Raw genomic sequence first — 13,321 nt, forward strand, 5'->3', positions numbered from 1 at the left:
AACTGATCCGCTGGCGTGCTACGGTCGTCCGCAGCGGATAGATAATCCGCTGAGATGGAGGAGGCGTCATGGACATCCCCGACCAGACCGGCCGGACCGTCGTGGTGACCGGAGCCAGCAGCGGCCTCGGCCAGGTCGTGGCCCGGCGGCTGCAAGCGGCCGGTGCACACGTCATCGCCGCCGTCCGCACCCCGGCCAAGGCCCCCGAGTTCGAGGCGCGCCAGGTCGACCTGGGCGACCTCGACTCGGTCCGCGCGTTCGCCGACGGGCTGCACGACGACGGGCGCACCATCGACGTCCTCGTCAACAACGCCGGACTCGGCCACCACACCCGCCAGCTCAGCCCGCAGGGCTTCGAGGCCACCTTCGCCGTGAACTTCCTCGGCCACTTCGCCCTCACCGGCCGGCTGCTCGACCTGATGCGCACCGACAGCCGGGCGCGGATCGTGCACGTGGGCTCCAACCTGTACCGGCGGATGAAGACCGGCCTCCCGCTGGATGATCTGGCCGCCGAGCGCGGCTACTTCAAGGGCCGCGCGTACGTCGCGTCGAAGCTCGCCAACCTCATCTTCGGCACCGAACTCGACCGCCGCCTGCAGGCCGCCGGCCACCGGGTCCGCAGCCTTACCGCCCATCCCGGCCTCGCGAACACCCCGATGAACTCGCAACTGCCGACCCGCACCGCCCGCACGCTGATGGCCGTAGCGCAGGCCGCCATCGGCCGCCCCGCCGAACGCGCCGCGATCCCGCTGCTCTACGCGGCCGTCGACCCCGACGCCCGCCCCGGCGTCTTCCTGGGCCCGCACCTGCGCAAGTCCGACGACCACGTGTACGCCGACGCCCTCGTCCCGCCCGCCGACGACCCCGCCCTCGCCGAGCGCCTATGGACCGTCGCCGAGACCGCCACCGGCGTCCGCTTCGACCTCGGCCAGCGCATCGACGACCGCGAGCACGGCCGGCCGCGTCTCACCGCGCCGTGACACCAGCGACCAGGTCCACATGGGAGCCGGACGCTCCACGGGACGTCGCGCGAGATCTGGCGGTATCGCCGAAAACTGCCCTTTCGCAGCGTTGAGGACCGGTCGCCCCAACCGCCGCACGTGCTCGAAGAACGCCGGCCCGGTGATGCCGCCGTCGTCAATTGCCACAACCTCCGCATCGGTACTGCCGGCGAGCGCGACGGCAAACCGATTCCACGAGGACCAGGTGGCGGCGTCCGCGTCGACCAGGAGCACGACGTCCCGCGCTCGCACCACCGACGTGTCGGCGCCGGCCGAGACCGCGAAGAGCCGGTCGGCGCCGAGCGGCCGTGCGAGCAGACCGAGCGCGTCCAGGTCCTCGTCCGGCACCCAGCAGATGGCCAGGTCGATCCGGCCGTCCGCGACCCGGCCCGCCTGCGTGTGCGACGGCATCACCCACGCGTCGATCAGCAGCTGGGCGACGCCGGAGGTGCGTTCGATCAGATCGGGCGGCCGCCAGTTGACGTAGCCGAGCCGCACCGGCTCCGCGCTCGCCCGGCCGGCGGCCGAGCGGCGCAGCTCGTCGGCCTGGTGCAACAGTGCTCGAGTCGGCGGCAGGAGGGCGGCGCCGGACGGGGTGAGGGTGACCGAGCGGCGATCGCGAACGAACAGCAGTACCCCCAAATCGCGCTCCAGGGTCTTGATCTGTTGCGACAGCGACGGCCCGGCGATGCGCAACCGGTCCGCGGCCTTGCCGAAGTGCAGCTCCTCGGCGACCGCGACGAAGTATCGGAGCTGGCGCAACTCCATCCGTCCAGCGTAGTGGCCTGGTAGGCGGGGGCTACCAGCAGCGAGGAAACCGGTCGTGGCCGCCGCCCGCCGCCCGGCCCAGATTTGGTGCATGACCAACCATCACGTCGCCGTCATCACCGGCGCCTCGCAGGGCATCGGCGCCGCGCTCGTCACCGCGTACCGCAAGCTCGGCTACGCCGTCGTCGCGAATTCGCGAATGATTTCCCCGTCCGACGACCCGCACGTCCTGACCGTCCCCGGCGACATCGCCGACCCGGCTGTCGGCGCCGCCGTCGTCGAGCGGGCCCTGGACACCTTCGGTCGCGTCGACACCCTCGTCAACAACGCGGGCGTCTTCGTCGCGAAACCGTTCACCGAATACATTCATGCCGACTTCGACCTCGTCACGGGGGTGAACCTGCGCGGCTTCTTCACCGTCACACAGCGGGCGATCGTCGCCATGGGCAGCGGCGGTCACGTCGTGAACATCACGACCAGCCTCGTCGACCACGCCAACTCGCAGGTGCCGTCCGCCCTGGCCGCGCTGACCAAGGGCGGCCTGAACGCGGTCACCCGGTCCCTGGCCATCGAATACGCCCAGCGCGGCATCCGGGTCAACGCCGTCTCACCCGGCATCATCCGCACCCCGATGCACCCGCCGGCCACGCACGACTTCCTGGCCGCGCTGCACCCGGTCGGCCGGATGGGCGAGATCTCCGACATCGTCGACGCGGTCGTGTACCTGGAGACCGCACCGTTCGTCACCGGCGAGATCCTGCACGTCGACGGGGGCCAGAGTGCCGGACATTGACCGGCTCGGCCGGGTCCTCGACCGGTGGAAGGCGGCCGTGGACGCACACGACCCGGCCGCCGTCGCCGCGAACTTCACCGAGGACGCCATTTTCCAGGGCCTGCACCCGTACAGCATCGGGCCCCGGGGCGTGGCCGAGTACTACGCGGCCCAGCCCCAAGGCATGACCGCCGAATACGAAATTCGCGAATACCGACGCCTCGGCGACGAACTCATCCTCGGGTACCTCTCGGTCGTCTTCTCCTTCACCGACCGGCCCGCGTTGCCCGTCTTCCTGAGCGTGCTGGTCCGCGGTGAACGCATCGAGCACTATCAGGTGTCGCGGCTCACGTGAGCACCGGGTGCCGGTCGCGGACCGGGCTCAGCGCCTCCAGGAGCGAGGCGAGGTGCAGGATGGTCGACTCCGCGTGCCAGGCGGCGGCGAGCTGCACGCCGATCGGCAATCCACGGCTGCTCGTACCGAACGGCACGGCCAGGGCCGGCAGCCCGGTGAGGTTGAACGGGACGGTTGTCGACGACACGTGGAAGGCCTCGACGGTTTGCCCGTCGAGCGTGAACCGGCCGAGGTGGTGCTGGTGCGCGGGGATCGTCGTCACCGGCAGCAGCAGGGCGTCGAAGCGCTGGAAGTATCCGGCGAACCCGTCCCGCAGCCGCTCGACCCCTTCCTCGGCGGCCACGTAGTCCTGCACGGACGTGTCGGGCGCGGCGAGCAGTATTCGCGAATACCGGAACATCTCGTCCGCACACCCCGCGGTCGCCACCCGAACCGCCGGCTTCAGCTCCATGACGTGCTGGCGGACGAACAGCTCCAAGGGATTGTCCCGTTCGAGCGCCGGAATCTCCACGGCCTCCACGTGCGCGCCGGCCGCCCGCAGCGCGTCGGCGGCGGCGCGCACGGTCGCCGCGACCTCGGCGTCGACCGGTCCGAGCCCCGAGTCGGTCAGCCAGCCGACCCGGACGGCCCGCCCGGGCGCGGCACCGAGCCCGGCGTCGAACTCGCGCGCAACGGTGGCGAACCCGTCCGCGCCGTCCGGCCCGGCCAGCAACGAGTACGCCAGGGCGACGTCGCGGACGGTGCGGGCCATCGGCCCGACGTGCCAGTCCCGCCGCGGCTCCCGCGGCCAGGCTCCCGTCATCGGGATGCGCCCGTGCGTGGGCTTGAGGGCCACGATCCCGTTGTCCGCCGCCGGCCCGCGCACGGAGATGGACAGGTCGCTGCCGATACCGAGCGGCGACATCCCGGCCGCGATCGCCGCCGCCTCCCCGCCACTCGACCCACCGGCACTGAGCTCGAGATCCCACGGGTTGTTCGTCCGCCCGGTCAGCAGGTTGTCGGACTCGATCCAGTACGCGAACTCGGGCAGGTTGGTCTTGGCCAGCAGCACCGCCCCGGCGTCCCGCATCCGCGCGACGGCGGTGGCATCGGTGTCCGGCACGCGCCCCGCGAAAATCGGAGAACCACGCTGCGTGGGTACTCCAGCCGTGTCGAACGAGTCCTTGACCGTGAACGGCACGCCATGCAGCGCCCCGACATCCGCCCCCGAGGCCAGCCGCTCATCCGCCGCCCGCGCGCCCGCCAGCGCGCCATCGGCCACGGTGACCACGGCATTGATTCGCGAATCCACCTGCGCGATCCGGTCGAGGTACGCCCGCACCACCTCGACGGAGGAAACCTCCCCGGTCCGGATCAGCTCGGCGAGTCCGGTGGCGTCGCAAGCGTTGAGGTCAGTCATGACGCGTTCCTGCCCCGCACCGGACACGTGTACCGCCCGCGGACACAGGAATCGGGCGGCGATCGCCACGCCGCCGCCAGGTAGCATCGCTCCGGGCGTCCGGATTGGCGGCAATGCGACAGCGGCGGGCAGTGACGGCCGAGCGGGTCGCGCGGTTAGTCGTCGTGTCTCGTCGCCCAGGATCTCGTGGCCATCGTCCGGCTGTGCCGGCCCAGCCGAACGGTAAGCCTGTTCCCGCACCGTCGCCGGAGCCGCTGATCGCGGCTGACGTACCGGTCGTGGTGCCGGCCCCTGGACCGGTCGCGGTGCCGGCCGGAGAGCGGGCGCGGCGGTTGCCGATCGATGTCGGGCAGGCCACGGGTGTGGGCTCGGTGCTGCTGGCGGTGCTGTTCCTGGTCAAGGTGTTCGCGGTGGCGAAGTACTCGCTGACGACGACGACCGGGTTGATCGCCGCCGCCCCGTTGCAGGTGCTGCTGGGCACGATCGCCATGTACGCCTATCCGGTGATGCCGGCCCTCGCGCTGGGGGTCGCGTGGCTCGGCGTGACCTGGTGGCGTGACCCGGACCGGTCGCGGTTCCCGGCGGCGACGTGGCCGATCGTGGCCGCGATCGTCGTGGTGACGGCGCTGCTGTCACCGACCGAGTTCTTCGTGACCGGTGCGTCGCTGGTCGCCGTCTGCGTCCGGCTGGAGCTGGGCCTGCAGCCGGCGCGCCGCCACGTCAGGACAGTACGACGGCTGCTGCTGGCCCTGGCCGCAGGCGGTGTGGTGTATCTGTTCCGGCCGGTCCCGGCGGATCTACGGTGGCCGTGCCTGACGCTGGTCGCGGCGACGGTGGCGGTCGACGCGGTCCTCAACGCGCGGGTGACGGCGCGGCGGCGGCCCCGCCTCGCCGGCGGTGCCCGGAGGCTGCGCGGGCGGACGTTCCTGGTCCTGGGGACCGTCGCGGCGACGGCGTATCTGGTGCAGACCGTCGAGGTGCCGTGGATGCCGGCGCAGATCTTCGTGGTGTCGGCGCCGACGGAGATCTCGACCCAGGACAAGGCGATCGAGCCGCGGCGGCTGTCGGTGGTGCGGGTCGTGGTGCTGGAGGGCTATCTCCTCGCCAAGGACGAGAACGAACTGACGGTCCTGGAGGCCGACACCCGCCGGATCGTGCGGCTGCCCCACGACAGCGTCATCGCGCAGCCGGCCTGCCACCGCGACCGCGACCAGCTGCCCGGCAAGGCGCCGCTGCTGCTGACCCTGCGTGGCATCGCTTACAACTCCCACAACATCACCTGCGAGACGCTGCGTGAGTCGCTCCTGCCGCCGCGCGGGCTGGCGTACCAACCAGCCGGCGGCATGCTCGTCGCCGCCGGCTGGGACGGCGCCCTCAGTCTGTGGGACCGGGCCGGGCGCCCGCTTGGCACCGTACCCGCACCCCAGGTGACCGAGCGGGTGGAGACCGCCACCGAAACTGGGCAGATCCCGTTCCCGGTGGCGTTCACCCCGGACGGCAGCCGGCTGGCGGTCACCGGCCCGGAGGGCGCCGTCCGGCTGTGGGACACGACGCCGGGCCACGAACGGCTCACCGCACCGGTGCAGACCCTCCCCGCCGCGCGGACCGTGACCGGCCGCCCGGCTGCGGTCAGCGCGCTGGCGTTCAGCCGCGACGGCGCCCTGCTCGCGGTCGCCGCCGTCGACTCGGTGCGGGTCTACCGGCGCACCGCCGGGACCTTCACGGAGTCCGGCACGCTCACCCCGGCCCCGGCCCCGGCCCCGGCCCCGGCCCCGGCCCCGGTCGCCGGACGGCGGGTCAACGCCGTGGCCTTCGCCGAGCAGGACAAGCAGCCACGGCTGGTGGCCGGCACCGCCGACGGCTCGGTCACCGTCTGGGACCCGGCCGGACCGAACCCCCGGCGGCTGGCGATATGGCAGGCCGGCAACGATGAGATCTACGCGCTCGCGGTCGCACCGGACGGCACCACCGTCGCCGCCGCGGGCGGCCGCCGCGACGTGGCCCGCGAGCGGTACAGCGAGCCGTACCAGCCCGACGCGCGCATCTGGCTGGGCGACATCAACGGCAACCGGACGCGGTGGCTGCCGGCATCGCGGCACGGCAACCGCAAGGGGCACGGCGGCGCGGTCAACGCCCTCACCTTCAGCCCCGACGGCCGATGGCTGGTCAGCGGCAGCAGCGACGCCACGGTGCGGCTGTGGAGCAGAACCGACCCGGACGAGAGCACAGTCCTGGAGGGCCACACCGGTGCGGTCGACGCCCTCGCCTTCACCCGCGACGGCGCGACCCTCGCCAGCACCGGCACGGATCAGACCGTCCGGCTGTGGCGCATGGACGGGCCCGACGGCACACCGGCGACGACCGACGTCCTGAGCGCACCCGGTCCGCCGGTGCCGCCAGGGTCCCGTGTCCGCTGACAGGCCGCAGTACGGCACCGACGTCGCCTTCCGGGCGGCCGAGGTGGCCCGAGCCGTGCGCCGCGCGGCCGCACCGGTCACCGGCGATCGCCGGCTCGTCGCCGCGGTCCTCGACGCCGGCGGCATCCTCGCCGACTACGAGACGCTCATGCGCTCGTGGCGGCACGTCTACGGTGGGCAGGACATCGACGTCATCTTCGCCGACGTCACCGCGGTCCACCGCCAGGGCGGCCGGCTGTGGGTCAAGGACCGGCGCATCGACGTGGCCCTGCGCTTCTTCACCGACGACGAGCCCGTCGTCGACCCGGAAACCGGCGCTCTGGAACGCTGGTCGGCGACCTGGGGCCTGTGCTTCACCGACGCCGGCTATGCGGGCGCGTGCATGCGCGCCCTGCCGTCCGACAGCGCCGCCGTGATCGGCGCCGGCTCGGGCGCCCCGGTTCGCTTCACCGGCCTGCTCACCGCCCTCGCCCCGGCCTGACCCGCCGGTCCACCCGTTCAAGGGTGGATCGGCGGGCCCGGGAGGATCACTGTTCGACGCTCAGCCGCCCGCCGGAGCCGAACGCCTGCACCTCGGCGATGCGGACCTGGTCGCGGAACGGGCTGTTCGCCGTGCAGTCGGTGCCGGCCCGCGGGTCGTTGTCCTGTTCGCCGGCGTAGAGGGGGTTGCCGGTGCACTGGCTCGACAGGACCACGACGCGCAGGTGGGTGGCGCGGGTCGGGCGGATGTCGAAGCTGCGCAGGTTGAGTTGCGGGGCCATGGGGCGCACGAGGCCGGCCGGGAAGGCGTCCGGGCGGCTGCGGTACACCTCGTGGTATCCGGCGTCCGTGGAGCAGTCGGCGCGCGCGGCGTCGCAGGTCAGGATCGCGAACGACCGCAGTGCGCTGAACCGGTTCTGCGGGCCGCTGTCGGGGTCGCCGGCGATCGCGGGCCGCAGCAGGGCGCTGACGTTGACCGACGTGACGTCGACGGGCCGGTCGCCGGCGAGGTCGATGGTGATCTGCCGGCCGGCCACGCCGTCGAGGTTGGCCCAGTCGGTGCCTTCGGTGTCGTCGTTGATCCGGTTGACGTTGACGCCGGGGCCGGAGGCGACCGCGCCCAGTGTCGCCGAGGCCAGGTTCGGGGGCGGGGCAAGCCGCAGGTCCTGCGCCCGGCCCGGTTTGAAGGAGGCGGTGAACCGCTGGGTGCCGAAGCCTTTGCCGTTGACGACGAAGTGGAACTCGGTGCCGGGCACGATCTGGAAGGTGGCCGGGATCGCGGTGGCCGGGTCGGTGTCGGCCACGGGGGTCACCCGGGCCTCGTAGTCGCCGACGTAGAGGCTGAGCACCGCGCCGTTGCTCGGGCGCAGCGTCACGGTGGCGTTCCTGGCGTAGGGGGAGTGGAAGCTCGGGGTCGGGTCGACGTCGGACGGGGAGCCGGTCGCGCCCTCGCCGAGGCCGGACTCGGCGAAGGCCTGCCAGATGATGTCCCGATCGGCGCCGCCGAAGCGGACCAGGTCGGCGGCGAGGAGGTTGTCCCGCATATTGATCATAGTGGCCTCGCCGGCCGCCTGGAGCAGGAACGAGTCGAAGATCAGCTGCATCCAGCGCCGGTTGCCGGGGCACTTCGCGACGTCGACGCGCCCGTCGGCGCAGGCCTGCTGCAGCGCGGGGTTGCCCAGCCCGTAGCGGTCGACGAACTGCTTGCGGACCCGCAGCATCGTGGCGACCCAGATCTCGCCGTCGGCGTGGACCTCGGGGCCGATCAGGTCGAAGCCGAAGTCGGAGTAGTTCAGCGGGCTGCGGCTGCCGTCGTAATTGCGGATGCCCGCGTGCGGGTTGCCGGAGACGTAGGCGCCGGTGACGAACGGGGTGTCGCCCGGTGCGCGGATGTTGTTCTCGAACAGGTACTCGGCGGCGGTCAGGTCGCCCCAGGCCTCGCCCATCGAGCCGCCCTGCACGCCGGTGAGGCCGGTGTCCGGGCCGGCGATCATGCGGTTGGTGATCGCGTGGGTGTACTCGTGGCCGATGATCGTCATGTCGAAGTCCCCGTCGGCGCACGACGGGTGGCCGACGCCGGCGACCGGCTGCCACAGGTACATGTCGGTGACCGGGGCCTCGCCGTCGGGGCCGGTGGCCTGGTAGGCGTTGTTGCGGCTGCCGCTGAGCGCGCCCGACTGCGCGTGGCCCTGCTCGGCGTCGTTGCCCAGGCCGCCCGGCCGGAGGTTGACGACCTGCATGTTCCACGCGGATTCGGTGAAGCCGAGGTGGTAGCTGAAGTCGTGCATCCGGTTGTGCATGGCGAACAGGTTCGCGACGGCCGCGTCGGTGTCGTTGCGGTTGGCCGAGGTGAACGCGTCCGGGCTGCACCGGCTCTGTCGCCACTGGTCGGTGAACGGGTAGGCGTAGGCGCGGCTCGGCCGTGCGGCCGCGGGGAAGGCGGGCGCGTCGGCGCCCCAGAGCACGACGTCGTTGGCCGCGTTGCCGGCCGACGTGAACGTCGGGCGGCCGGTCGCCTGGTCGACGTCCCAGGCGCGGCCCGACGCGGCGTCGCGCACGGTCCGGACGCAGCCGCGCTGGGGGGAGTAGCACCAGGTCGTCCGGGGCGCGCGGCCGTTCGGCGCGGCCGGGAACACCGCCCAGGACGGGTTGTCGGCGTCGAAGTCGACCTGGTCGTCGCGGACCAGCACGGCGCCGGTGCGGGCGTCGACGTAGGTGGTGTACGCGGCCGGGTTGGCGGTGTCGGTGGAGACCAGGGTGACCTGGTAGGCGGTGCGGGGCCCGTCCTGCGGGGTGGGCACGGCGACGGTGGCCGTGTCGGGGCGGTACACGTGGTCGGCGTGCAGGCCGGCGTCGCGCAGGGCGGCGGTGACGGCGTCGGCGGCGGAGAGGGTCGCCGGCTCGGGGGCCTGGGTGTCGCGGGTGAGCGAGGACGACACCCAGACCACGGTGCCGTTGTGCAGCAGGATCGACACGAGTCCGTCGCGTCCGGCCGGCAGGCCGCCGAAGCGCTGCCGCAGCAGTACGACCGTCCCGGTGCCGATGGCCCGGACCAGCAGCTGGTCCATGGCCGCGACGGCGGTGGCGTCGAGGCCGTACAGGTCCTGGTTGTCGATCAGGTACCGGCGGGCGGCGCCGCCCGGGTCCGCGGTCAGGCCGGCCGGGACGGGCGCGTTGGGCGCCAGGGCCTCCGGCTCGCCGAACGCGTTCCAGCGGATCTGGCCCGCGTGGACGCGGCCGGCGGCGTCGCGCTGCCGGTCGGTCGGCGCTCTGGTGCCGCGGCGGTTGTCGGCGTCGCGGGGCGCCCGCGCGTCGAGGTCGTGTGGGGTTGCCGGGCCGGGCCGGGGATCGGCGGCCGCGGGTGTGGTGTTCAGCGTGCTCGAGGCGGCGACGGCGAGGACGGCCGAGGCCGCCAGGGCCCAGCGCCGCCAGTGCGCGGTGCGCTCCATCAACACTCCCTTACGTTGCGACGATCAGCCTTTGCCGAACACGTGCGGTGTGAGCCGGGGCAGTAGCGTGCGGAGCTCCTCGGCGGCGTCATCGGGGATCTCGCCGAGGCCGCGGGTGACGACCTCGCCGGGGTCGAGCACGCCGTAGGCGAGCCCGGCCAGTCCGGCGGCGGTGAGGGTGGCCGTCTTCGCGGTGCCGGCCGCGGTGTCGAGGTGGAGGGTCCCGCCGGTGCCGTCCAGGCGGTACCGCCCGGCCAGCAGCCGGTCGTCGACGACCTCGATCTCCACCTGTCCGGGGCCGCAGCGGGCGCCGCGCAGCGCCTCCATCGACAGCAGCCGCGCCATCAGCGGCGGCGAGGTCGGGAACGCGGTCTCGGCCTCGGTCCGCACGGTGAGGCCGGTCGCCCAGGCCTCGGGGTACTCGTCCGGCGGGACGGTGATGACCACAGTGGACACCTGGTGGGTGTGCGCGGCGAGGAAGCGCAGCAGCAGGGCGCGGCCGAGGGCGGTGGTGTAGAGCAGTTCGTCGGCGCGCAGGGTGCCGCCGTAGCCGTCGATGCGGTACGGCAGCACACCGACGACGGTGCCGTCGACGACGGCGGTGGCCAGCCAGCGGTCGGCGGGGTCGAGGGCGCGGGCGGCCCGGTAGTCGGCGGTGTAGGTGGCGCCGTGCCGGTTGGTGAGGAGGTGGTGCTGGAACGCCCGGTAGGTCGCGAAGCCGTCCGCGATGCCCTGCTGGGTCACCTGGCCGGGCAGTTCGACGGCCAGCAGCGGGGCGAGGGCGGCCGGCGGGAACGTCGCCGTCCGGTTGAGCGGCAGCCCGACGTAGCCGAACCGCTCGTAGAACGCCGGGTGGAACGGGTAGAGGGTGGCCAGCCGGTGGTTGCTGTCGAGCAGTTCGGCGTGCAGGCGGTGCATGAGCCGGCTGCCGTGGCCCTGCCGGCGGGCGTCGGGGTGGGTCGCGACCCAGCCGATGCCGGCCATGGGCAGCACGTTGCCGCGCAGGTTCTGCTGTGCGGGGAAGGCCGACGCGGTGGCGACCGTCCGGCCGTCCCGCTCGGCGATGAGCGTGTGGTTGTCGCGGTGGTACGGCAGCAGCGCCCGCAGTTCCGCGTCGGTGCCCGGGGACGGGGTGGCGTCGAAGGCGTACGGGTAGAGGGTGAACGCGGTGCCGAGCCGTTCGTCGCCGTGGACCCGGCGGATGTCACTCATGGGGATTCGCCTTTCGAGGAGGGAGCATGCCGAGCAGGGCGCAGACGGCCGCGACCTGGGCCAGCCCGCCGCACAGCCACCAGATCCCGTCGCCGAGGGTGGTCCACGCGGCGACGCCGAACAGCGGGCCGATCGCCATGCCCAGGCCGAATGTGGTCTGGTGGGCGCTGATGTAGCGGGCCTTGACGGGGCCGGGGAACGTCGCCGGGTAGGCGAACATCGTCGGCCCGTTGATCATGATTCCGAAGACCAGCAGGACCGTGGACGCGACGAGGGCCACGGCGGACGTGCCGGCGAGGCCGTAGCTGGCGGCGGCGACGCCCATCAGGGCCGTCCCGGCGGTCGCCGCGACGTAGCCGGGCCAGCGGGAGACGTAGGCGGTGACCTTCAGCTCGCACAGGATGAGCACGATCGCCGAGGTGACCAGGACGGCGCTGTAGAGGTCGGTGGAGTGCCCGGCGGCGCTGATCTTCAGCGGCAGGGCGATGGTGTACTGCACATAGATGACGGTGCCGATGGCGACCGAGGCCAGGAAGAGCAGGTATCGGCGGTCCCGCAGCAGGACGGCGTAGGTGGCGCGGGCGCCGGCGCGGGCCGGGTCGGGGGACTGCCGGTCGATCCGCACGTCGGGCAGCAGGGAGCGGGCCAGGACCGCATAGGTCAGTGCGGTGGCGGCGTCGAACCAGAACAGCAGGTTCCAGTCGAGCTGGATCAGGGCCGCGGCGATCAGTGGGCTGAGTGCGCCGCCGAGGTTGAGCGCGATGCGCATCATCGAGAAGCCCATGATCCGGATGTCGGGCGGCATGAGGTCGCTCAGCAGCAGGGCCGCGGCCGGTCGGTAGCTCTGGGTGGCCAGGCCGGCCAGCAGGAGCGCCGGCAGCAGCGGTACGAACAGCGCGGAGCGGCCGAGCAGGGGTATGACGGTCAGGACGGTGGCGGAGCCGAGCATCGCGGCGGTGATGGTGGCGCGCGGGCCGATGCGGTGGATGAGCTCCGCGCCGGCGAGGCCGCCCAGCACCGATCCGACGCTGTACGCGGTGATCGCGAGGCCGGCCTGCGCGGCGGAGAAGCCGCGGAAGACCAGGTACAGCACCATGAACGTCTGCACGAACGCGCCGAGCTGGTTGACCAGCACGCCGCCGAGCAGGTAGCGCACCGGGGCCGGGGTCCGGCGCAGGGTGGCCAGCACGCCGGCGGGTCGGTCGATGGTCGCGGTCACAAGGCTGCCTCCAGCGGTGTCAGGTGCGTTTACATTGCAGGTCGTCGATTGATTGGCCGGTAGTTCGATCCCGCCGCGGCAGCGATCCGGGCGCCGGTCACCGGCTCGCGTGCAGGAAGCCGATGAGGATGGCGCCCCACCAGCACAGCTGCGAGATCGCCGAGGTCGCCGCGCCCCACAGCAGCAGCCGCACCGGCGGCGCCCCGGCGAAGGCGCCCATCCGCCCGCTCAGCGCCATCGCCTGCACGCCGTTGACGGTCAGCGCGGCCACCAGCACGAGCTTCAGGACCGTGGCGCCCGAGGTGAGGTCCGGCCGCAGCAGCATGCCGCTGGCGACCAGGCCGCACAGCCCGGACCAGATCAGCGGATGGAGCTTGGACGTGCCGGCCACGGCCTCGGCGAACGTCGCCCGGCCCAGCGCCCACAGGGCGAAGGAGTAGTCCGCGACCAGGACCGCGCCGAAGCCCAGGGTCATGAAGCCGAGGTGGGTGAACAGCGCGACGCGGTGCCCCACGGGGCCGGGGTCCACCAGTGTCGATACCCAGATCGCGATGCCGAGCGCGATGAGTGCACCGATTGCGGCAATCGCATAGCCGTGCACCCGGTGGGATCGGTGGCCGTCGGGATGCTTCGTGACGATTTCGTGGTGTGCCTGCCGGCTGTCGTTGAGCATGCTGATGTCTTTCTGTCATCCGGGCACGGTGAAATGGCGACGAGGTCCTGCAAGCAGTACAATTGCCGCAAGAATTG

General features: G+C 72.7%; 11 protein-coding genes. 5 read left to right on the forward strand and 6 right to left on the reverse strand.

Annotation, left to right across the window (positions count from 1 at the left end):
- Positions 1-68 precede the first annotated feature (68 nt).
- Positions 69-980, forward strand: a complete 912-nt coding sequence (locus ACIA8L_RS53830; RefSeq protein ID WP_395917668.1) for an SDR family NAD(P)-dependent oxidoreductase — start codon at positions 69-71, stop codon at positions 978-980.
- On the opposite strand, the gene ACIA8L_RS53835 is transcribed toward ACIA8L_RS53830, so the two are convergent.
- Positions 882-1,769 (reverse strand): LysR family transcriptional regulator, encoded by an 888-nt coding sequence (locus tag ACIA8L_RS53835; protein WP_395917670.1) that lies wholly within the window; start codon positions 1,767-1,769, stop codon positions 882-884. The genes ACIA8L_RS53830 and ACIA8L_RS53835 overlap by 99 nt on opposite strands.
- A gap of 91 nt (positions 1,770-1,860) precedes the next feature.
- Between ACIA8L_RS53835 and ACIA8L_RS53840 the strand changes: the two genes are divergently transcribed.
- Positions 1,861-2,562: an SDR family NAD(P)-dependent oxidoreductase gene (locus ACIA8L_RS53840; protein ID WP_395917672.1), complete on the forward strand. Its 702-nt coding sequence runs from the start codon at positions 1,861-1,863 to the stop codon at positions 2,560-2,562.
- Entirely contained in the window at positions 2,549-2,896 is a 348-nt protein-coding gene (locus ACIA8L_RS53845) for a hypothetical protein (protein WP_395917674.1), read from the forward strand. Before ACIA8L_RS53840 ends, ACIA8L_RS53845 begins: the two co-directional genes overlap by 14 nt.
- Here ACIA8L_RS53845 and ACIA8L_RS53850 read toward each other — a convergent pair.
- On the reverse strand, positions 2,889-4,295 hold the full coding sequence (locus tag ACIA8L_RS53850) for an amidase (protein WP_395917676.1): 1,407 nt from the start codon (positions 4,293-4,295) through the stop codon (positions 2,889-2,891). The two genes, ACIA8L_RS53845 and ACIA8L_RS53850, sit on opposite strands and share 8 nt — an antisense overlap.
- Positions 4,296-4,498: 203 nt before the next feature.
- Here ACIA8L_RS53850 and ACIA8L_RS53855 point away from each other — a divergent pair, with 203 nt between their 5' ends.
- Complete coding sequence (locus ACIA8L_RS53855) at positions 4,499-6,712, forward strand: WD40 repeat domain-containing protein (protein ID WP_395917678.1); 2,214 nt, start codon at positions 4,499-4,501, stop codon at positions 6,710-6,712.
- Entirely contained in the window at positions 6,702-7,193 is a 492-nt protein-coding gene (locus tag ACIA8L_RS53860) for a hypothetical protein (protein WP_395917680.1), read from the forward strand. The genes ACIA8L_RS53855 and ACIA8L_RS53860 overlap by 11 nt, the downstream gene beginning before the upstream one ends.
- Positions 7,194-7,239: 46 nt before the next feature.
- Here ACIA8L_RS53860 and ACIA8L_RS53865 read toward each other — a convergent pair whose 3' ends face one another.
- The 4 genes from ACIA8L_RS53865 to ACIA8L_RS53880 all read right to left on the reverse strand — a co-directional run bounded on the left by ACIA8L_RS53865 (position 7,240) and on the right by ACIA8L_RS53880 (position 13,244).
- The gene (locus ACIA8L_RS53865) at positions 7,240-10,140 is read right to left on the reverse strand and encodes a M36 family metallopeptidase (protein ID WP_395917682.1); all 2,901 of its coding nucleotides are present in this window, start codon (positions 10,138-10,140) and stop codon (positions 7,240-7,242) included.
- A gap of 24 nt (positions 10,141-10,164) precedes the next feature.
- Positions 10,165-11,352, reverse strand: a complete 1,188-nt coding sequence (eis, locus tag ACIA8L_RS53870) for an enhanced intracellular survival protein Eis (protein WP_395917683.1) — start codon at positions 11,350-11,352, stop codon at positions 10,165-10,167.
- A complete protein-coding gene (locus ACIA8L_RS53875; RefSeq protein ID WP_395917685.1) occupies positions 11,345-12,571 on the reverse strand; it encodes an MFS transporter in 1,227 nt (408 codons plus the stop codon). The genes eis and ACIA8L_RS53875 overlap by 8 nt, the downstream gene beginning before the upstream one ends.
- 97 nt (positions 12,572-12,668) lie before the next feature.
- Positions 12,669-13,244 carry a hypothetical protein gene (locus ACIA8L_RS53880; protein ID WP_395917686.1) on the reverse strand — a complete coding sequence of 192 codons (576 nt, stop codon included), beginning with the start codon at positions 13,242-13,244 and terminating at the stop codon, positions 12,669-12,671.
- Positions 13,245-13,321: the final 77 nt, after the last annotated feature.

The sequence above is a fragment of the Dactylosporangium sp. NPDC051541 genome (assembly GCF_044454505.1).
GTDB lineage: Bacteria > Actinomycetota > Actinomycetes > Mycobacteriales > Micromonosporaceae > Dactylosporangium.

What these genes read in the sequence shown, in the direction of transcription:
- ACIA8L_RS53830 (WP_395917668.1), top strand. Translation starts at nt 69, where the DNA reads ATGGACATCCCCGACCAGACCGGCCGGACCGTCGTGGTGACCGGAGCC.
- ACIA8L_RS53835 (WP_395917670.1), bottom strand. Translation starts at nt 1,769, where the DNA reads ATGGAGTTGCGCCAGCTCCGATACTTCGTCGCGGTCGCCGAGGAGCTG.
- ACIA8L_RS53840 (WP_395917672.1), top strand. Translation starts at nt 1,861, where the DNA reads ATGACCAACCATCACGTCGCCGTCATCACCGGCGCCTCGCAGGGCATC.
- ACIA8L_RS53850 (WP_395917676.1), bottom strand. Translation starts at nt 4,295, where the DNA reads ATGACTGACCTCAACGCTTGCGACGCCACCGGACTCGCCGAGCTGATC.
- ACIA8L_RS53865 (WP_395917682.1), bottom strand. Translation starts at nt 10,140, where the DNA reads ATGGAGCGCACCGCGCACTGGCGGCGCTGGGCCCTGGCGGCCTCGGCC.
- eis (WP_395917683.1), bottom strand. Translation starts at nt 11,352, where the DNA reads ATGAGTGACATCCGCCGGGTCCACGGCGACGAACGGCTCGGCACCGCG.
- ACIA8L_RS53880 (WP_395917686.1), bottom strand. Translation starts at nt 13,244, where the DNA reads ATGCTCAACGACAGCCGGCAGGCACACCACGAAATCGTCACGAAGCAT.